The sequence below is a fragment of the Chitinophaga qingshengii genome, assembly GCF_014529935.1.
In the GTDB taxonomy this organism is placed as follows: domain Bacteria; phylum Bacteroidota; class Bacteroidia; order Chitinophagales; family Chitinophagaceae; genus Chitinophaga; species Chitinophaga qingshengii.
The window spans coordinates 880,978-901,480 of record NZ_JACVFC010000001.1 but is presented as its reverse complement, the minus strand read 5'-3'; the positions used below and the strand labels follow the sequence as shown (position 1 = coordinate 901,480).

17 protein-coding genes are annotated in these 20,503 nt (G+C 50.5%); 9 read left to right on the top strand and 8 right to left on the bottom strand.

The annotated features are described in order from the left end of the window. Positions 1-164: 164 nt before the first annotated feature. A complete protein-coding gene (locus ICL07_RS03095) occupies positions 165-494 on the top strand; it encodes a NirD/YgiW/YdeI family stress tolerance protein (RefSeq protein WP_188086477.1) in 330 nt (109 codons plus the stop codon). Between the two features lie 12 nt (positions 495-506). On the opposite strand, the gene ICL07_RS03090 is transcribed toward ICL07_RS03095, so the two are convergent. Then, a complete protein-coding gene (locus ICL07_RS03090; protein ID WP_188086476.1) occupies positions 507-1,484 on the bottom strand; it encodes a sulfite exporter TauE/SafE family protein in 978 nt (325 codons plus the stop codon). Between the two features lie 162 nt (positions 1,485-1,646). Here ICL07_RS03090 and ICL07_RS03085 point away from each other — a divergent pair, with 162 nt between their 5' ends. Genes ICL07_RS03085 through ICL07_RS03075 form a run of 3 tightly spaced genes read left to right on the top strand, consistent with a single transcriptional unit; the run spans position 1,647 to position 4,528 of the window. Beyond that, on the top strand, positions 1,647-2,933 hold the full coding sequence (locus tag ICL07_RS03085) for a hemolysin family protein (RefSeq protein ID WP_188086475.1): 1,287 nt from the start codon (positions 1,647-1,649) through the stop codon (positions 2,931-2,933). Positions 2,934-2,943: 10 nt separating this feature from the next. Beyond that, positions 2,944-3,807: a pirin family protein gene (locus ICL07_RS03080; RefSeq protein ID WP_188086474.1), complete on the top strand. Its 864-nt coding sequence runs from the start codon at positions 2,944-2,946 to the stop codon at positions 3,805-3,807. Positions 3,808-3,856: 49 nt separating this feature from the next. Then, positions 3,857-4,528, top strand: a complete 672-nt coding sequence (locus tag ICL07_RS03075) for an MgtC/SapB family protein (protein ID WP_188086473.1) — start codon at positions 3,857-3,859, stop codon at positions 4,526-4,528. 35 nt (positions 4,529-4,563) lie between these two features. Here the strand turns inward: ICL07_RS03075 and ICL07_RS03070 are convergent, their stop codons facing one another. Next, on the bottom strand, positions 4,564-4,842 hold the full coding sequence (locus ICL07_RS03070) for a hypothetical protein (RefSeq protein ID WP_188086472.1): 279 nt from the start codon (positions 4,840-4,842) through the stop codon (positions 4,564-4,566). A gap of 278 nt (positions 4,843-5,120) precedes the next feature. Between ICL07_RS03070 and ICL07_RS03065 the strand changes: the two genes are divergently transcribed. Together ICL07_RS03065 and ICL07_RS03060 are read left to right on the top strand one after the other, a co-directional pair. Further along, positions 5,121-5,297, top strand: coding sequence for a hypothetical protein (locus tag ICL07_RS03065; RefSeq protein WP_188088910.1), 177 nt, complete (start codon positions 5,121-5,123; stop codon positions 5,295-5,297). 3 nt (positions 5,298-5,300) lie between these two features. Beyond that, a complete protein-coding gene (locus tag ICL07_RS03060) occupies positions 5,301-5,933 on the top strand; it encodes a PliI family lysozyme inhibitor of I-type lysozyme (protein WP_188086471.1) in 633 nt (210 codons plus the stop codon). A 140-nt stretch (positions 5,934-6,073) separates the two neighbouring features. Here ICL07_RS03060 and ICL07_RS03055 read toward each other — a convergent pair whose 3' ends face one another. The 6 genes from ICL07_RS03055 to ICL07_RS03030 all read right to left on the bottom strand — a co-directional run bounded on the left by ICL07_RS03055 (position 6,074) and on the right by ICL07_RS03030 (position 16,727). Next, on the bottom strand, positions 6,074-7,660 hold the full coding sequence (locus ICL07_RS03055) for a beta-N-acetylhexosaminidase (protein ID WP_188086470.1): 1,587 nt from the start codon (positions 7,658-7,660) through the stop codon (positions 6,074-6,076). 68 nt (positions 7,661-7,728) lie between these two features. Beyond that, positions 7,729-10,656 (bottom strand): DUF4132 domain-containing protein, encoded by a 2,928-nt coding sequence (locus ICL07_RS03050; RefSeq protein WP_188086469.1) that lies wholly within the window; start codon positions 10,654-10,656, stop codon positions 7,729-7,731. Between the two features lie 17 nt (positions 10,657-10,673). Beyond that, positions 10,674-11,807: a VWA domain-containing protein gene (locus tag ICL07_RS03045; protein WP_188086468.1), complete on the bottom strand. Its 1,134-nt coding sequence runs from the start codon at positions 11,805-11,807 to the stop codon at positions 10,674-10,676. After that, the gene (locus ICL07_RS03040; RefSeq protein WP_188086467.1) at positions 11,807-14,152 is read right to left on the bottom strand and encodes a DUF5682 family protein; all 2,346 of its coding nucleotides are present in this window, start codon (positions 14,150-14,152) and stop codon (positions 11,807-11,809) included. Before ICL07_RS03040 ends, ICL07_RS03045 begins: the two co-directional genes overlap by 1 nt. Positions 14,153-14,167: 15 nt before the next feature. Continuing rightward, on the bottom strand, positions 14,168-15,247 hold the full coding sequence (locus ICL07_RS03035) for an ATP-binding protein (protein WP_188086466.1): 1,080 nt from the start codon (positions 15,245-15,247) through the stop codon (positions 14,168-14,170). 13 nt (positions 15,248-15,260) lie between these two features. Then, on the bottom strand, positions 15,261-16,727 hold the full coding sequence (locus ICL07_RS03030) for a DUF5691 domain-containing protein (RefSeq protein ID WP_188086465.1): 1,467 nt from the start codon (positions 16,725-16,727) through the stop codon (positions 15,261-15,263). A gap of 432 nt (positions 16,728-17,159) precedes the next feature. On the opposite strand from ICL07_RS03030, the gene ICL07_RS03025 reads away from it, so the two are divergent. The 3 genes from ICL07_RS03025 to ICL07_RS03015 all read left to right on the top strand — a co-directional run bounded on the left by ICL07_RS03025 (position 17,160) and on the right by ICL07_RS03015 (position 20,481). After that, complete coding sequence (locus tag ICL07_RS03025) at positions 17,160-17,822, top strand: LuxR C-terminal-related transcriptional regulator (protein WP_188086464.1); 663 nt, start codon at positions 17,160-17,162, stop codon at positions 17,820-17,822. Between the two features lie 406 nt (positions 17,823-18,228). Beyond that, positions 18,229-18,561 carry an aspartate 1-decarboxylase gene (panD, locus tag ICL07_RS03020; RefSeq protein ID WP_281389408.1) on the top strand — a complete coding sequence of 111 codons (333 nt, stop codon included), beginning with the start codon at positions 18,229-18,231 and terminating at the stop codon, positions 18,559-18,561. After that, on the top strand, positions 18,562-20,481 hold the full coding sequence (locus tag ICL07_RS03015; protein WP_188086462.1) for a methylaspartate mutase subunit E: 1,920 nt from the start codon (positions 18,562-18,564) through the stop codon (positions 20,479-20,481). The last annotated feature ends 22 nt before the right edge of the window (positions 20,482-20,503 follow it).

Here is a 20,503-nt window from a genome sequence, read left to right as displayed (position 1 = left end):
GATGAACAGATTGTCGCTGAAATGGATGGCGACAGAGAGCCTATAAACGGAACAACGCCATTGCCTATACGAACATTTGCCCTCACCCGGTGTGACAGACAAGTAAATAAACTGTAACATTTTCGCCACTTTTTTGTTACATATAAAAAACCAACATCGTCCATATGAAATGTTTGTTAATGGGTTTATTACTACCGCTGTTCCTGCTGCCGCAAAAAAAGTACTACACGGTGGGAGAGGTTTTAAAAAACGCGCGTCAATTAACGTACGACAGTGTAACGGTAAAGATCAAAGGATATATCACGGGAAAAGTGGGCAGGTCTACTTATCTGCTGGAAGACCGTACGGCGGAAATCCGCGTGGATATTGCGGATCGTTTCCTGCCGGGCAAACCTTTCAACGATAAGGATGAAGTGATTATTGAAGCCTGGGTACAATACGAAATAAATAAGCCGGTCACCCTGACGGCTAACCGGCCCGTAACGCATGATTAGTTCAATATCAGATTACAGCAGTTTAAATACAAAAGCATAGATGCTCTTAATGCTGGCAGCAATTACAATAAGGGCTACCGCTACCATAATCGTTTTCGCTGAAATTTTATTGGACACTTTTGCCGCTATAGGGGAGGCGATGGCACTGCCGATCACCAATCCGAGCACGGCATCCCAGTGTATAAATGACAAGGCTGCCACGAAGGTGAGTGAGCTGAGCATCGCAATGAAAAAACGGGTAGCCTTCACCGTGCCCAGTGAAAAACGCGCATGCCGGCGGCCGGCGATTAGGGATGATAATACGATAGACCCCCAGCCACCGCCACCGATGGCGTCAATGAAGCCGCCGCCAAAACCCAGCAATCCGATACGTTTTATTTTCTTTCCGGTATGGTTGGCCCGTTTCGCCTGAATGGCCCTTTTCAGGATGATGGAGCCGAGGATCAGCGTGTACAGCGATACTACCGGCTTGGTATACATGGAATAATGTTCCAAAGAGGAGAGGAGGTAAGCCCCGATCACAGCGCCGGCAATACCCGGGATGATCAGTATTTTAAACAGCTTTTTGTTGACATTGCCCATTTTGAAGTGCATCCATCCGGCAATGCCGTTGCTCAGAATTTCCGAGATATGTACCGCCGTACTGGCCGAAGCAGGCGGGATGCCCATGGAGAGGGAGAAAGTGGTGGAGGTGATGCCGTAAGACATGCCGATGGCCCCGTCTATCATCGCAAAAATAAACCCCGCTATCAGGAAATAATAAAAGGTAGGCGGCACGTCTTCCACATGTACCCTGAACGTCGGTACAAAGTACCAGACCAGCACCAGGGTCACGGCCAGGATGATGATCCCGGTCAACCAATACATCCATTTCTGCTTTTTTACCGCGGCGGTAGCGCCGCCGGTCGCCGCCCCGCTTACCAGCAGGGGCTTCAGTGCTGCTTCGTCTGCAGGCGCTGTGGTGACCAATGTAGTTGTTGCTTTCTCCATTTTATAAAAATCTTCCGGCCAAATTCTCCACAAAATACATAAACTCTATGAAATTAGTAGACTATTGAAAAGATTTTTTTCCCTTACCCTGCTTTGCGAGAAAAAACAACGCATCAAAATTGATTTACCTATATTTGGGGTTGCGAACCAATTACCACATTCATGCTTTTGCAGGTTTTTCTGACTTGTTTTCTAGTATTATTAAATGGATTTTTTGTAGCGGCGGAGTTTGCCATCGTGAAAGTACGTTCTTCACAGATTAACAGCAAAGGCGGCCTGAGCAGGGCCACAACAGCGGCTAAACACATCGTAACCAACCTGGATGGTTACCTGGCGGCTACCCAGTTGGGTATTACCCTGGCATCCCTGGGCCTTGGCTGGGTGGGGGAGTCCGTAGTAACGCAACTGATCCTCCGCCTGATGGATGCACTGCATATCCACATGACGGAAGGCATGGCGCATAACATCTCGATACCCATCGCCTTTTTGACCATTACCATATTGCACATCGTTTTCGGTGAACTGGCCCCTAAATCCATGGCCATCCGCAAACCATTGCCTACCACCCTGGCCGTAGCCCTGCCGTTACGGTTCTTTTTCGTCGTTTTCCGGCCCTTTATATGGCTGCTCAACGGCCTGGCCAACAGTATCCTCCGCCTGATCGGTTTAACGCCCGCAGGAGAGGCTGAAATCCATTCGGAAGAGGAACTGAAACTCATCATCTCTGAAAGCCAGGAAGGCGGCGCTATCGAAGAAACAGAACGGGAACTGATCCAGAACGTGTTTGAATTCGACGACAGCCGTGTAAAAGAAATCCTGACCCACCGGAAAGACATCTCTGCGCTCGATATCAGCAAACCTTTCCAGGAACTGGTGGACCAGGTGATCAGAGACGGCTATTCCCGCTACCCGGTATACAATAATACCCTCGATGAACTCAAAGGGGTGATCTATACGAAAGACCTGGTGAAAGGGGTACTGGAGAAAACCCTCACCAATATCCAGGATATCCTCAAACCCTGCTTCTACGTGCCGGATAGCATGAAGATCAAGGACCTGCTCCGTACTTTCCAGAGCCAGCGCCTGCAATTGGCGGTAGTCACCAACGAATTCGGCGATACGGAAGGCATCGTGACCATGGAAGACATCCTCGAAGAACTGGTGGGCGATATCCAGGACGAACACGACCAGGAAACCCCGATCGTAGAGAAAAAAGATGAAAACACCTACCTCGTAGACGCCCATGAATACCTGGCAGACATCAACGAGTTACTGCCGGTCCCACTCCCGGAAAGCGAACATTATGAAACACTCTCTGGTTTAATCAACTATATTCATGGCAATATCCCGAGAGAAGGAGAAGTGCTGGTCATTGAAAACTACGAAGTGTTGATTCTGAAGATGTTCCGCAGCTCTGTGGAGAAGGCGCGTTTAAAGTTGATCCGTTAATACATTGCATATGGAAAAGAAAATCCTGCACGTTGTCGAAGGCCGGGAAAAACACATTACAGATACTGAAGTGGTGCGGCAACCGCTGCCCTCCATGCAGTTCCGTTTTGCCAGCCCTTTTATTGTGATACATCATATGCCGGCAAAATATTACGAACCGGGCGCTCCGGCGGAAAGATTGCATCCGCATCCGCACCGTGGATTTGCACCGGTCACTTTTATGCTGCAAGGGCAGGGGTATCACCGTGATAATGCGGGTAACGCTATGACTGTTACTGCCGGCGATGTGCAATGGATGTTTGCGGGTAAAGGTATTCTGCACAGTGAAGGCCCTTCTGAAGATTTTCTCCGCCAGGGCGGTAACTACGAACTGTTGCAACTCTGGTTCAATGTACCCGCAGCCCGCAAGGGTGATGCGCCGTACTATCAATATGTAAAAGGCGCGGATATGCCGCCTGTAGCACAGGCAGACGGAGTACAACTGACACTCGTCAGCGGCGGCTACGAAGGCAAAACAGGCCCCCTGCAAAATTTTACGCCTATCACGGCGATATGGGGCACTATCCAAACCGGTAAATCTGTTACCCTGAAAGCAACCCCCGGTTACTGGACCCTGCTGTATGTCGTTGACGGACAACTCACTATCAACGGTACTACGGTCAACGGTTACCACCTCGTGGTATTCGATAAGGACGATGCAGCGGAAGACATACAGATCACCTGCGGGGAAACTTCCCGTATCCTCTATCTCTGCGCTGAACCGATCAATGAACCGGTTGCCGCGAAAGATAACTTCGTTATGAACACCGCTGCAGAAGTGGATCAGGCGATAGCGGATTATAAAAATGGGCTCTTCGGCACACTGGAAGCCTGATCTGCGTACAGCCATTCCTGTTACAGAATAATAGTTTAACTTTAATAGTATGATCCCGTGGACGGAAATACTGTTAAGACTTTCTTTGGCTGCTGTTTTCGGTGGAATGATCGGCCTGGAACGGGAGCGGAAGGAGTGGGCTGCCGGTTTACGCACCCATATGATGGTATGCGTGGGCGCCGCCCTCACCATGATGGTGTCTGCCTATGGTTTCGGAGATATCCTGGGTGCGCCCAATGTAGTGCTGGACCCTTCCAGGGTGGCGGCACAGGTGATCAGCGGGATTGGTTTTATCGGCGCCGGTACCATTCTTTTTCTGAGAGAAGGCGTGATCAGAGGCCTAACAACAGCTGCCGGTCTCTGGACAGTAGCGGCTATCGGCCTGGCTACCGGCGGCGGAATGTATTTTGCCGGTCTCATTGCCACCATTATAGCGTTAATTATCCTCTGGGGATTACAGCCGCTGGAGAAAAAATTCCTCGCCCGCTTTGAACATAAAAGTATCCGTATTGTAACTTTTGAAAGAAGTAAATCGGTAGAACTGATTGATAAACTTTTTCAAAACAACGCGCTCACCATTACGGGATGTAATATCGAACAGACAGACACGCTTTTCCTGCTCAGCATTCGTTTTAAAAACCTGGATAAAACCACCTTCTCAGCTATCATAGCCGATATTCAGTCGGACAGCGGCGTAAAGGAGATATCCTGGAGCGCATAAAAAAGCTCCGGTCAATGCCGGAGCTAAAAGTGGTTTTACCTCATTGTATCCCTTCGCGTTGAATCTTTTTCATGTTTTTTCATGTTCTTCTTCATCTCTTTCATCTCTTTCTTGTGCGCTTTGCGTGCAGGACTGATAGTATCCCTTAGTTTGGGAGGCATGGTATCCTGAAGCAATTCCTGGTATCCGCCCGGTTTTACCAACTCATCCTGGCTGATGGGATTGGCCTGCACAGCACGGTCATCACTGCCCTGGAACAGAAAGAATACAAATAATACGATCATAAGTCCGATGGTAGCAGGAAGATTCTTCATAAAATTTGATTTTTGTCGGGAGATATATGACCAATATCATGCTCAATTTTCCAGCTAACGGCCCGGACCAGCGTAAGCTATTGAGAATGGAGCCCTTGTGTTGAGTGACTGAAACACGTTTGCAGAGGCCGATCCCGCCCATTGTGTGGATTTTGACGGGCATTCAGGGGAGACGGTTAGACAACAACGATGCGCTGAAATCCTTCCTGCGGCGGGCTTCGGCACTAAGGCACTGCTTTTGTAGCGCATCCTGTATTGATCACCTCAAAATATTGGTTATGAAAAGTTCCAGGAATGAAAACACGCATCAAAGCAAACAGCAACCGCTCAGCAATATGCCTAAGCCGGAAATCCGCGATAACCTTGACAGCCGCAAGAATGAAGAACAGGACTTTAAGGGAACTGATACCACCCACAACCGAAAGGAACATAAATCTGCCAAACATAAACGTTAGCTTATGAAAGGAATACAGTACCTGTTGCCAGGCTTTTTGTTGTGGATGATGATGGCCTGTAACAACCTGAGTGAACAAAAAAAAGTACAGCAAAATAAGGCCGACGACAGTGCCAGAGCTGCTACACCGGCTCCCAAGGCGCCGGAACGGCCCACTTTCAAGATGGATACCACGTTCAAAAATTATCGCTTTAGTGTAACTACCAGGGGAGATGAAACACTGCGCAACCTGTTTATCAGCATCGGTTCCGTAAAAGATACCACCCGTGCAGATACTATTGTGGAAAAGGATTTTAAAGGTGCTGTTTCAGATGTGGCGGTGACCGACCTGAACGGTGACGGGCAACCGGAACTATACGTATTCAGTACCTCTGCCGGTACTAATCTGTATGGTAAAGTGTATGCTTTCGCAATACAACCGAAAGGTGTGGTGAAAATCAATACAGGCGCACTTGACAGCCTGTCAGGGAAAGATTATAAAGGGCGCGATTCGTTTTATATACAAGGAAAAGAACTGATCCGTTCCTATCCTGCGATGCAGGAAGGGCAACAGGATGTATTGGCAAAAGACACCCGCAAAACCATCCGGTATCAATTGGTGAAAACCGGTGACGCCTACACGCTGAAAAAAATTTAGGGATTTTGAGATTTATGGATTTACGGATTTTGGGGATTTAAAAAAGCGAAGATCTAAGCGCTGGTATTTATTCGCTTAGATCTTCGCTTTTTTAAATCCCAAAATTCGTAAATCCCAAAATTCGTAAATCCATAAATGATTTACCGGTGGTAGTAAATACTTCTATTGCTCCAACGGGCATAAAATACCTGGAGTGCGGTTTGGAAATCCTTAAAGTTTTTGTTGGCGGGCAAAGTCCAGCCGTCTTCGGCATAGGCCGCCAGTCGCGGGTATACTTTATCTTCCATGGACATTACATCCGGAATCCATTCTCCCCACATTTGGCAACCGGTGCCCAGTATTTTGGAGTGGTATCTGGCATCCAGTCCGGCTGGAATAGGATCAAAGCTGTACGCTTTTTCCAGTGATATCTCTTCGTAGTTGTAGTCCAGGTAAGTAGCCGCATGATAGGAATTCACCACGTCGTATCCTTTTGACACGGCATCGGTGATCAGGTTAAGTTCCCCTTTCCAGAAATGTACAATCGTGCCAGGCGCCAGTTTGGTGGTACCTATATCTTTGCTATCGTTGTATTCATGCAGCTTTGCACCCATGATTTCATTCCAGCCCATCATACGGCGTTGTTTGCCGGCGAGATAAGTGGAAATGTTATTGGTGAAATAGATTTGCAGATCGGCAGGAGAGGCCAGCTGATGTTCTTTCATATAGGCCTGTACACCGGCATCGGCTTTCCATTGATCATACTTTACTTCATCACCGCCAATATGGATCACTTTGGAGGGGAAGAGCTGCATCACTTCGTCCAGCACGTCGTGCAGGAAGGTGATTACTTTAGGATCGGTTACGTTATATACGTCGTAATGCACGCCGAATTTACCTGGTACCTTGATGGGCGTATGTTTGGTACCCAGCCAGGGATAAGCTGCAATGGCAGCCGCAGAGTGGCCAGGCATCTCTATCTCCGGAATAATGGTAATGTGACGGGCCGCGGCATACGCGATGATATCCCGGATTTGCTCCTGGGTATAAAAGCCATCATGCGGTTTGCCGTCATATACGGTACTGTTCCAGCTGCCGGTTTGGGTGGAATCGCGGTGACCGCCCACTTTGGTCAGCAAGGGGTATTTTTTGATTTCGATGCGCCAGCCCTGGTCATCGGTCAGATGCCAGTGGAATGTGTTCATCTTCAGGGCTGCCATTTCTTCCAGCAGCTTTTTAACCGCTGCCGCGCCTTTAAAGTGACGGCCCTCGTCTAGCATAAACGCTCTCCAGCCAAAACGGGGCTTATCCTGTATTTCTACGCCCGAAATGAAATAGTTACCGTCTTTATAAGCGATGAGTTGTTGAAGGGATTGTATGCCATAGAATATACCGGCATTGGTAGTGGCAGTAATGGTCGCGCCGGCAGGCGTAACTTTCAGTTGGTATCCCTCCTTACCCAGGAGAGAGTCCAGCTTTTCATTCAATGTTAAACGTATAAAATTGCTCTGAGCGGAGGGTTGTAACGGAAGCTTGAGGTGGATACGATCGTCAAACGCTTCCTGAAGGTATTTAGCCTCTCCGGCACTTCTGCCGCCGATGATGGCAGTGGCGCCGGAGAGTTTAAAAACGCCGGTAGTAGCGGTTACCTGCGTGGGTTGCGGTATAAGGCGCTGCGCTTGCAACTTTTTGGCAGTCACGGCCAGCAACAGGCAACTGCTGATGACCATGGATTGAAGTCTGAGCATATATGTATTTTATTGTTCACAAATCTAAGGAACGATAAAATACGAAAAAAATATCATATTTAAATGCTTCAGGCTACTTCTACCTTATCCCGTGAAATCGCAATATCTGTGATCGCCTCGGAATAGAATACAGGCGGTACATGGCCCAGAGGCAGCAGGCAGTCGTCGGTTTCTTTGTCCACGCTTCGGGCCCAGCGTTGCCGCACTTTGGTCTTATCTACAAAATAAAGGGTTCCCAGTTTGTACCGGAAACCTTCTTCTTTATAAATGCTGCTCATTTCCACAATTACTTCCAGCTGGTTTTCGTCATCTGTTTTGTGATAGGCATATACGTATTTACCGTCGCTGCCTTCACTCAGTTTCCAGCCTTTTTGCTCCATGTGTTTGTTCAACAGCGTGCTTTCGAGGGCAATATCTTCAAAGTCGTGTACCAGTGTGGTATCCGCCTGCTGTGGCGGTAAAGCGGCCACGGGCCTGTCCAGCTGGGGGAATACGGCTTCAATACCATCGGCAGCAAACCGTTGTTTCCACTGGATAATCTCCGCGGCACTAAGGTACAGCGGATGCAGTACCCGGATGGAAGCACCGGCAGGTATGTCTACGGGCAGGCCCTGCAGGTTGGTCAGTGCGCCATTGTCACGGCACTGGAAACCGGTCAGCAAACGGTCCTGTTCATCATACAGCGCCCATAATAACCGGTTGGCATATACGAACATCACCGGGTTATGCAGGAAACACTGTTGCCATTGGGTAGGCTCCCATTTACGCTGCACTACCAGGAAATGTTCGAGCCGGGCGGTTTGCAGCTTCACGGTTTCGGTGATGGCTTTGCCCAGCTGTTTAATAGCCTCTTTGGTTGCGGCCGGCGTGGCGACAGGAATGGATTTCAGCCGCCGTTGTTTATGATTGAGTACTGCCAGTTTGAACTGAAGGTCGATATATAACTGGTAGGTATCTCCTTTTACATCGAAAGGCAGGAACAGTCCCCTGAAACCGAAATCGGGTACGATGCGGTCTCCCAGTTCATGCATGCTGAGGCCCATGTCGGCGGCGGCTTGTTGCATGCCGGCTAACGCTGCCGCCCCTACGTTGGATTTGCGGACACGGTATTTACGGGACAGGAATTCCACGGTGCGCAACGCCTGTTTGCTGCCATGAATAGCCAGGGCGGCAACACCATGTTCGGCCATGCGCCATCTTTTTTCGCTGATCCATTGAAGGGTAGCGGTTTCCAGCGTGGTGGCCAGCTGTTCGTCGCCGGTAAGGCCAGCCAGTGCCAGCAGGTATCTGGCTTTGGCATCGCCGTTCCTGGCTACATACAGCTGGAACAGCTGCATGGCAAAGGCGCCGCCGCGGGAGCGGTCTATCAGCCGCAGCAAAGGTTTGGCTTCGATATCGGCATGCATTGCTGCTACGCGTGACATGCGGTATAATAAAAACCGCGTCATTTCCAACGTGAGGGGTGTACCATCACGGAGGTACAGCGGTGATAAGGCGGTATCATCCAGCCATTTTTCGAGTGGACGGGAAAGTTTGCCGCGCTTTTTGGCGAAAGCTACCAGTTGCTGTGCGGTAGTGGTATCGTCTTCGCTTTGCAGGGTATGACCCAGGGTATCGAGCATCAGATCGCGGGCATCGTCGTTGATTTCCTGCTGCAGGGCGTGTTGCAGCAACTGTTTGGCTGCCGGCGTATTCAGCCTGCACAGGATCTGAACGGCGGTCAGCCTTTGTTCTGCTTTCTTATGCTGTAGCAGCTCGCCGGCGCGTTCCAGTGCCTGCGGGTGATCTGCAAGGATAACGACAACGAGCGTACGTACTGACTTCAGTTTATGCAATGTGAAATCCCATAGGCTTTCGGCGTACAGGGAGGCGTCGAGCTGTGTCAGCAGCGGGAAAATATGTTTGGCTTCGTAATCGTTGCGGATGGCTTTGAGTAGCAGGGGAACGGCCTGGTTGCCCAGTTCCTGCTGCAGTAGCTGGAATGCCTCCGGATGCAGGTAACGTTTTTCATCCACGTGGGTATCCAGGTATGGCAGGGCATTGCGCCGGTCCTGTCGGAGCAGTTGACCTACGGCCATCACATCCGGTGCCGGCAATGCGGAAGATCCGCCCATAGCGGCTTGTTGCTGGCGGAAAGCCTGACTGCTAAGACTGCTGTTGTATTCCTGCAGATAAGCATAGGATGCCTGCAGTAGCAGTGGCTGGTATTGTTCCGGCTGATATTGGGCCAACAGGTAATACCCGCCCAGTTGGGCGGTATAGTCGGGCAATGTGGCCAGGTGGGTCACTGCTTTTTCAATTAGCGGCTGGTATTTGCCCTGGTTGGTTTGCAGCAGTACCCGGGATAGTTCTACGTTGACAAAACCCTTGTCCGGTTGCTCAAGGATATGTTCCAGGTACTCCATTTCCCGGTCCGGGTGACCTTTGGACAAAAGCCGGAAAAACAGGGAGTTCCATCCATGTTGTTTCCAGGTACGCAGGTAAGCATCTACTACGGGCCATTCTGCGCTTTTGATCAGGTCCTGGAGGAACTTGCGCAGCGGTGTGAATTTGAGTGGTGACAGGTCGAAGTTGTTACCGTCACCGGAATGGATAATCAGGATAGAACCAATGTCTTCCGTGGAACAGCCTCTTTGTTGCAGATAGCTGGTAAAATAGCTGAAACGCAGCACGATAGCGGATGCGGAGCCAGGTGTGTCCAGCATGGGCACCACGTGTTGGAAGAATCTCTCCCTGCATTGCTGCCACACCAGGGGATCTGCGAGCAGCTGTAACACCAGCCGGTCGTTGTCGTCCCATTGGTCGGGCAGCTTCAGCAGCTGCAGAAAAACACCCATTTCGCGGGCCATAGCGGCATCGGTGCATACAGGCGGGTGAATGATTTGCCCGGTAAGGAAAGCTACCCCGTCCTGCAGCTGCCCATAGTGGCTGCTGTCTTCGTAAAGCTGTTGCTGTCGCTCAATAAAAGGTAGTATAGTTTCCTTAGTATATGGCATAAGGCTTAAATAGGTTCTTATTTTTTCAGGACAATTTCCTCTCTGGCAGCCCATTGGGCAATGTCCTGTTTGCTCAGGGCCATGGCCATCATATCAGGGAATTTGTCTGGCGTGCAGGCAAATACCGGGATGCCGAGGCCGGCGAGGAACTGTGCATTTTCATGATCATATGAGGGCGCGCCCTCATCGTTGAGGGCCAGCAACACCACCACCTGTACGCCGCTGGCGGCCAGGTCGGTAAAGCGTTTGCGCATGCCGGTTTCATCGCCGCCTTCAAACAGGTCGGTGATCACCACCAGCACGGTATCTGCCGGCCGCGTAATCAGCTGCTGGCAATATTGCAGGGCCAGGTGAATATCGGTGCCGCCGCCCAGCTGTACGCCAAACAGCAGTTCTACCGGGTCTTGCAGCTCTTCGGTAAGATCTGCTACCGCCGTATCGAAAACCACCATCTTCGTTTGTACGGCCGGGATAGAGGCCATTACGGCGCCGAAGATACCGGAATATACCACGGAGGTGCCCATAGAGCCGCTCTGGTCCAGGCATAACACCACATCTTTCAGTGCCGATCTTTTACGGCCATAGCCTACCAATGTTTCCGGTATAATGGTTTTATATTCCGGTTGATAATGTTGCAGATTTTTGCGGATGGTCAGGTCCCAGTTGATTTCGTTGTGGCGGGGACGCCGGTTGCGCACACTCCGGTTAAGACTGCCTGTAATGGCCTGTTGCATGGGTTGCGACAACTTTTTGAGCAGTTCATCCACTACCTTTTTTACCACTTGCCGGGCGGTGTCTTTGGTCTTCTCCGGGATCACCCGGCTGAGTGTCATCAGGGTGGCGACCAGGTGTACATCCGGTTCCACGTTTTGCAGCATTTCCTTTTCCAGCAGCATGGCGGTGAGATCGAGCCGTTTGAGGGCGTCTTTCTGCATCACCTGTACGACGGAAGCCGGGAAATAACTGCGGATATCGCCCAGCCAGCGGCTGACGTTGGGCGAAGAAGCCCCCAGCCCGCCTTTGCGGTTACTGTCGTATAAGGCTTCCAGTGTTTTGTCTACCTGAAGGTCGGTTTTGTTGAGGGAAAAAGCAGTTCCATCATTATTATCGCCTCCCAGGATCAGTCGCCAGCGTCGTATATTTTCTTCCATTATTCTGCCTGGTTTTCAGGGTGAAAAAATCCCAACATCTTCATCACTACCGGGATGCCAAGAGCTGCCCGGCTATCATCTACACCGGTAGCCAGCGTGATGGTGGCCGGACTTCCGTCGCTTCCTGTTCGTACTTTTTCTCCCAGTTTTTTCCTTTCCGGGGCGGTAAAGTTAGAAAAGGTGCGGCGTAATAACGGCAATATCTGCATGAAAATATCATTTTCCAGCTGACTTACCCAACTGCATACCATGTTCCAGAGGATTTCGTCGAGCAGCAGGAGGGTACCGCTGCCTTTGAGAAAACCTTCCAGCCAGGCTGCTGTCACGGCGGGAGCATTGGCAACGGACATGGCTATACTGAAACGGTTGAACAAGGCGTCGTTGTCCAGTATTTTAAAGTCGAACAACAGGCGGGAAGCGTACCCGGCAAGTACCGGCGCCGACTGACTATTACCCGAAATAGCGGTTAAAGTCCCGGTCCAGGCACTGGTAAGGTCGGTGTGTTGCAGCAGGTTGATGGCATCGTTCATGGCCTGAAACTGTTCCAGCAGTTCCAGGGCGGCATCTTCACTAACGGCTGTGCAGGCTGCCGGAAGACTGATACATACGCGGCTGATCATACTCTCTACGATGTTCATCACCAGGTCCGCATCTGTTTTTCGCACGTTACCATAACGGGTGATGTTCACCAGGGAAGGTACCACTTCCAGCAACTGCAATACATCACCGGCAGCTGCTGCGAGATTGTTGATCCGGAGTATCAGCGCATCCACTACTTTCGGCAGTTCTGCCGGCAGGGCGGATTCCAGCATCTGGCAAACCTCCCGGAGCGTGGCTGTTTTGCCGGAAACGTCCAGGATGTATTGGGTAACCGCTTCCAGTACGGTATTACCCCAACTGCCTTTTTCAATGATATCTACAGAAAAGGACGGGTCCCATTGCAGGCGCCATTGTTCTTTAAAGGTGCCTTTGCCGGAAGTCTCCATGCGTTCGCCCCAGCGGATGCCCAACAGTTGCAGCCGGTGCAGCAGGATACTGCGTTCCAGGTCTGTGTCTTTACGCAAATCGAGTACATAATCCTTAAAGTCCGCTGTCTGCGGTAGCCGCAATCTTTTCTGCAACCGCTCAATATCGGCCTGCAGCGGCGGTTTAGGGATGTCGGAGGGTACCTGTCCGATACGGTTGCTCACAATCAGTTCATCGCGTATCAGTTGCATCAGCACATCTTCGCCGTTGCATAATACGCTGAGCGTAGCTTCGTTGAGTTCTTCCAGCCCGGGACGGGAATATTGCCGCAGCGACGTTAAGGCATTGGCGAGGCGTACTGCTTCCAGTACGTGCGCTACGGAGGTATCTTTCTGCTGGTCGCGGAATAGTTTGGCTACCAGCGCCATCCAGCGGGTGCCATCGTCCGACGGGTGTTCCCAGATATGCTGATACCATCCCGGAGAAGGTACGCCGGCGCCATAACCGCTTTCATAACTTAAACGGCTATACGTCCACGGTATCCAGGTACAGTCTATTTTTACTTTTGGTAACCCTTTCAGCAGATCGTTGTCGACCTTCTGGGCCGGCATATTTTTAAGCGCGGGAGCGTGCCAGGCGCCACAGATCACTGCAATGCGGGTAAACATTTCCTTTTCTGCCTGGCGGATCATTTTCCGCATCCAGGCTTCACGTTGTTGTTCCATGCGGCTGTCGCGCGAGGGTAGTTCTTCCCGCAAAGCCTGCATGGCATCGCTCACGGCGTCGAACACCTGGTCGTCCTGTTGCCGGTATTCAAACATATGTTCCCACCATCTTTCCCCGTCGTCATGCCCGGCAGCATGCGCCAGGTAGGCGATAGGATCATGGCGGAAAGTAGCGGGGGTAAGCGGTTGGGCCGGAATGTCTTCCGTATCGTCTACGTTCAGCGAAGCTTCCTGCAGCGGCGTGATTTCGTCGACGGCAGCTGAACTATCGGGTTGTTCGCCGGTAACTTCCTGTTGCCGGCGGGCAGCTTCGGCAGCGGCGCGTTTTTCCTTCTCGATGGCAAAAACATGTGCCAGCGGCAGGTCCATAAACCGCACGGGGATATGCTGCCGCTGGGCATAGCCGATGGCCTGCCATTCGGGGGAGTATTCGGCGAACGGATAAAAGCAGGAATGCTGTGGATCATCGGGCTGATACACCAGTATGGCCACCGGTGGTTTCAACGCTTCATGGCTGGCCCAGGGAAGAATGGCATCAGCTTCCGGCGGACCTTCCACCAGCACAATATCGGGTTGCAACTCCTCCAGGAAATTTTTGACGTTTCTGGCGGAGCCGGGCCCATGATGCCGGATTCCAAGTATATGAACAGACATGATTACTCAGTTAGGTTATTGCAAATCGCGGCAGGCACGGTACACATCTTTCCACTCATCGCGGGTTTTGACAACAGTTTCCAGGTATTCCTGCCATACCAGTTTATCCTGTACCGGGTCTTTCACCACGGCGCCAATAATACCGGCAGCCAGGTCGGCGGCAGTCAGACGGCCATCACCGAAATAAGCGGCGAGCGTCAGGCCATTGTTTACCACAGAGATAGCTTCTGCTGTACTGAGCGTGCCTCCGGGTGATTTTATTTTGGTTTTCCCGTCTTCTGTTACCCCATTCCGCAGTTCGCGGAAAATGGTAACGATACGGCGGATTTCTTCCATCGCCGGTTTTTCGGCGGGCAGTTCCATCACTTTCTCAAAACTTTCCACCCGTCTCTTCACGATGTCAATTTCTTCTTCCATGGTGCCAGGCACAGGAAGTATCACGGTATTAAAACGGCGTTTCAAAGCGCTGGAAAGGTCGTTCACGCCTTTGTCGCGGTTGTTGGCAGTAGCGATAATGTTAAACCCTTTGGCTGCCTGTACTTCGCTGTTCAACTCCGGGATAGGCAGTGTTTTTTCAGAAAGGATGGTGATCAGCGTGTCCTGTACGTCTGCGCCGATACGGGTCAGCTCTTCTATACGGGCGATCTTGCCTTCCTGCATGGCGCGCATCACCGGTGTTTCCACCAGCGCCTGACGGGAGGGGCCTTCAGCCAGCAGCCGTGCGTAGTTCCAGCCGTAACGGATGCTTTCTTCGCTGGTACCGGCCGTACCTTGTACAATACGGGTAGAGTCGCCGCTGATGGCGGCTGCCAGGTGTTCGCTTACCCAGCTTTTGGCGGTACCGGGCAAACCATATAATAACAGGGCGCGATCGGTGGCCAGGGTAGCCACGGCAATCTCCATCAGTCTTTTACTGCCGATATATTTCGGACTCACCTCAAAACCGTTTTTCAGTTTACCGCCGATCAGGTAGGTCACTACCGCTTGTGGCGATAGCAGCCAGTTATGCGGTCGTTTGCCGCTGTCCTGCTTTTTCAGCTCTTCCAGTTCGGTGGCGTAGAGGGCCTCTGCGTGTTGGCGTAAGGTGTCAGACATGGTATATAATGATTTAGCTGTTTTTTGAAAAGGATTGTTGTATAAATGTTTTGATCTGTAAAAGGCCGACCAGGTGAAGGGAAATAGATTTCCAGTAGGTCTGGTAGGTTTCATTCTCCGTAGTGACGTCATCCAGGGCAGATTTCACCGAGGAGGGGATGAGCGCAATGAAATCGCCCATGGTCCGCTGGGAATAGGTATACGGATTTTTGGCGCAAAACCGGAATATCTTCATCGCCAGCTCTTCGCTCCATACCTGCTGCAGTTGCCCCACATAGTTCATCACCAGGTTGCTGTGGGCATCGAAGTGCTGGAGGAGGTAGGTATCCTGCTGGTCTGATGGCAGCAGGGGCAGCAGCGTCATATGGAAAGTATCACTGTGCTGCACAAACGAAAGCGCCCTTTTACCATCACCGAACCAGGCAATGGCCTGCGCCAGCGCGGGTGCAAAAGGTTTCAGCGCTTTCTGGTGGTGAAACAGGTCCACCACTTCTTCAAATGATGCATTGAGGTGCGTTTCCCATACCCTGGGGTGTACCAGGGCTACCAGTTGTGACAGGATGTATTCATCGTCCGATACCCGGGCATTGTTGCTGAGTTTATCGATACCGGTTTTAAAGATCTCGGCATCCGGCGGAATCGCTGCAGTGACGGTCACTTTACCTTTGTTGACCTGGATCGCTTTTTCCAGCAGCAGCCAGTATTGTTCATGCAGGTCACTGCCGGCGATTTTTTTGAGCAGCGTCAGGGTAGCTTCTTTTACCTGTTTACTTTTTTCAGCCAACAGGCTTTCCAGCCAGGGGGCGTCATCCAGGCTGATATTGGTGGCGAGGGCGCCCAACAGTTCCGCTTTTATGGCCGCGCTTTCCTGTGGCCAGGTCACCTGCAGGAGAGTGCGGGCATGTGCCGGTTGTTCGCGCCGCAGGCGGGTGAGCGCTTCCAGTCTTTGTGCGGTGGTGCCGTTTTCCCACATGTCTTCGGTAGTATCTACCGCTACGGAGAAGTTCCATTCGCGGTTGAACTGTGCCAGCCATTCACCACGTTTGCCGCAGCATGCTGCAGCGAGGTTGCGCAGCGCTTTATGCCGGCTGGCATTTTCCAGTATACGCGGCAGGTATTCGGGAGGAAGCAATTGATTATTGCGGGCGCATAGTTCCAGCCAAAGCGTCAGCAGCGGTATGTTTTCGCTGTCCAGCGTATGGTTCAGCGCCTGCACGGCAGTAGCGCTGCAATAGGATTTGGTCTCCGGCGGGCAGACCGTCATGGTACTTACACCGCCGTCTACCGCCATCGCGCCGCTTTGCCGGTAGTTAAAAACCAGCGAGGCCAGTTGCAGGAACTGTTCTTCCCGGTCGGTATCCGGGTTGGTGAATACCTCCCGGGCCGCCACCTGTAAGGGTCCGGGCAAACTGCCGGTATCCGGCTGCTTCTTGGCGGTACCCAACAGGGCTATGTTGATAATATCATTCCAGGACTGCATGGTCATTTTCTTGAGTACGGCTATTTTTACACGAGGCCGTGGTGGATAGGCATAGTTGTCTGAAAAATGTATGGAAAACAGCGGGGAAAATCGCCCGGTATACGGGAATATTCAGATAAACTATTGTTATATTTTAAGGTCATTAGTTGAACAATTAAATTAAAAACAGACAGGGAAAATGAGCTCTAAATTACAAAAAAAAGAACGTATATGTATGGATGTAAACGATGTCTTTAAAAATAAAAGTAATTTTCAAAAAATTGGTTTTCAGATAGTTGAAATCATCATGCCCCAGATGACCTGTCCTGTCTGGATCGGACCGGTAAACATGGAATATTTTACCCGGAGGATTAAATCGTTGCTTTAAAAATACAACCCAATACGTTTTTGTTACCCGGTATACTATCGTCAGAACCTCTCAATATTTAACCTATGTCAACAAATCCTATTAATGTAGCCCTGTTTAATGAACACACGTTATTTAGTAAGGTGTTCAAAAATTATCTGGAAGATCAGGATAACATCCGTGTTAGTTTTCATGCATCAGAATTGTTTGATCTTCTCAGGAAGTTAGATGTTCATTCGGCGAATGTACTGTTAACAGACCTGTTTGTCGATCAGCGGAATGTCATGGAAACTTTGGACGCCATCAGGAGTAAGTATCCCGGAATCAGGATTCTGGTGCTGTCCTGGCCTGTTGATGTTGGCCTGATCAGTGATTTGCTGGACCTGGGTATACATGGTTATATTTCCACAATGGATGATCCGGAAGAAGTGCTTCGGGCCATCATAGCGGTTTCCAATGGTAAGCTGTACCGTAATAAGCTTTTTACGGAAGCCTTGTACCTGAACAGGCAGCATAGTGCAAGCGTGTCTTCCGCCTGTAGTTTGATGACGCTGGATGACCGGGAAAAGAAGATCCTGCAACTGCTATGGGAGGAAAAGAGCAACAAGGAAATTGCGGATGAGATTTTCCTGAGCGTACGGTCCATCGAAAAGATCAGACAGGATATGAAACAAAAACTAGGTATCCGGTCGACGATTGGCTTGTTAAAATATGCTATTGAAAAGAAAATTATAAGATTGGCTTATTGATTCGCCCCATATCCTTTCAAGACTATTTTAAAGCGCTTTTAGTAAAACCTGCAATCAAAATTCGTATTTCTACTAAATAAAAGCGCATCATTTTAGATTAACTTGGATATAGACAGGCATTTGTGTGTATGGTGAAGTGATGCTACTGACTATATAAGCCTGTTTCCCCTGTTTTTTGTAAGGTTTGTTACTTACACCTGCGACAGCTGTGCAACAAGATCCCTGCCGGCTTCCATTTCCGCTGCCATACTGCCAAATAAGAAAACCGTCGCGGCATCTGACTGATGTTCGGATGGGCATCTGCCTGCACAATTTTCAGCGCTCCGGTTTTCCAATTGATATTCATAACAAACAAGCCTGGAAAAGGCCTTTTTAAAACTTCCCAAAATATATGAAAATGAGAATCATGTTAAAATCGAAAATCCATAGAGCAACCGTTACCGAAGCGAATGTAAACTATACAGGAAGCATATCCATTGATAGCGACCTGCTGAAGCGGGCCGATATACTGGTGGGTGAAAAAGTACTGGTGGTAGACAATACGAACGGCGCCCGGCTGGAGACCTATGCGATAGAGGGCCCTGCGGGATCAGGTACCATCTGTATGAATGGAGGCGCCGCGCACCTGGTTAAAGAAGGAGATGTCATCACCATCATTGCCTTTGAGGTAACAGATGATATAAAGGAACCGAAGAAGTTCCTGGTAGATGGCGATAATAAATTCTTAAAAGACCTTTAAATGAAGGAGCAATTTAACCCGGCAGATTACCGGATCGTGATCGGGACGTATGGAGACGATTCCCATAACGTCGGCAGGTCGTTGATCGCCCTGGCATTACAGGAAAAAGGATATCAGATCATCGACCTTAAACTGCAGAACAAATTTTCCCACTTCCTGGAAGCAGCGAAGTATGGGCACGCCATACTGATCTCTTCCCTGAACGGGCATGCTAACGGGCTGCTGCATGAAGACCAGCGACGGGAGATGGCTGGTTTTGAAGCAGCCCGTGGAAGGCGCCTGTGGTATATCGGGGGGAACCTGTGTATACACGAAGATCCTCAACAGGTATGCGCCAGGTTCCGGGAGATGGGCTTTACAGAAGCTTATGCAAAGCCCGGGGATTTTGATCTGGACATCTTTCTGGAACGGCTGGAGAAAGATCTCAGCAGTCTGGGTATCGTTTCGGTTGAAAACGGATTTTCCCTGAAGAAACCTGTCGCTCATGTCCCGTCTAATAACAGAAACGATGTTTTACAGGAACATGATGCCGCAGTAGGCCCGCTGGCAGAAACGGCCCGCCGGCAGCAGCAGATAACGACCCGTTTTGCAATAGTCCTGCAGGAGGCTAAAAAAGCAGGAAAGACCCTGATACATCCCAGGTGTGGCGTGCCTTCCGTAGAAGGACAGGCGGTCCTTTTCCGCAAACTGAAGGAAGCGGGCGCCGATTGTCTGTCGGTACAGGTGGATAGCTCTACCAGGCATCACCAGTTTAAAGATGTGGACGAACTATTGGCGGCGGGCAAGGAGATGAACGGCTATCCATTGATCAATTTTGGGGTACCGCGAAACAAGGAACTGATAGACCGTTTCCCGGATGTTCCGCTACAGGTACGGCATGGCTCCTATGATGGCAGGCTGCTGGCCGAAGCTGGATTCGCCAGTGGATTTACCGCTATTGAAGGCGGGGCGATCTGTTATAATGTCCCTTATTTCACTGATGTTTCCCTGGAAAGTTCTATCAGAACATGGCAGTATGTGGACCGTCTTAGTGGAGACCTCACCCGTGAAGGATGGCCGATTGACAGAGAGTTCTTTGGAACTCTTACCGCAACGCTGATAGAGCCGTCCATCGCTATTTCGGTTAATATCCTGGAAGCATTGCTGGCAGCGCAGAACGGCGTAAAGTATTTATCGCTGGGTTATGCAGAACAGGGTAACCGGGAGCAGGATATTGCAGCCATACACGCTTTGGAGATGCTTACGCAGGAATACCTGCAAAAGTATGGGCACCATGATGTTTATACCTCCACCGTATTTCACACGTATATGGCGGCCTTTCCGCTGAACCAGCAAATGTCGGAGGAAATTATTATCGAATCCGCGGTCACAGCGCGACTGGCCGGGGCAACGAGGATCATGACCAAGTCGCCGGTAGAATCAGTGAACGTGCCCCTGGAGGAGGCGAATGTAAAAGGGGTTGAGCTTACCAGAATAGGATTTGAGCTTTCCGGCAGCTACGATCCGGTAAAAGTCGCCTATGAACGGGCCATGATAGAACGGTCGGTCAGAAGCATGGTAGACAGTATACTGGGTACCGGTGACGGCGATCCTGCAAAGAGCATTATCAACGCATTTGCCTGTGGTTATATAGATGTTCCTTTCTCTCCCAGTATCTATAATGCAGGAAAGGTGAAGACGCTGCGGGACAAAGATGGCGCGGTCCGTTACTTTGATCCCGGTAACACCCTGGTGCCCGGCGATGTGCTGAAAGAGCACAGAAAACTCCTGGAGGGCAGAAGTGGCAGTTATTTCCAGATGCTGAAGGAAGATCTGAACCATATACATTTAAGCCAGATCAGCGGTTGGCCGCTCCACGACTATTACTCCGCTACGCATTACAATCCCCGTGTTTCCCGGCCGGTTTTTCCCTGGCTGTGATCCTCGCTGGTGCTTTTCAGGG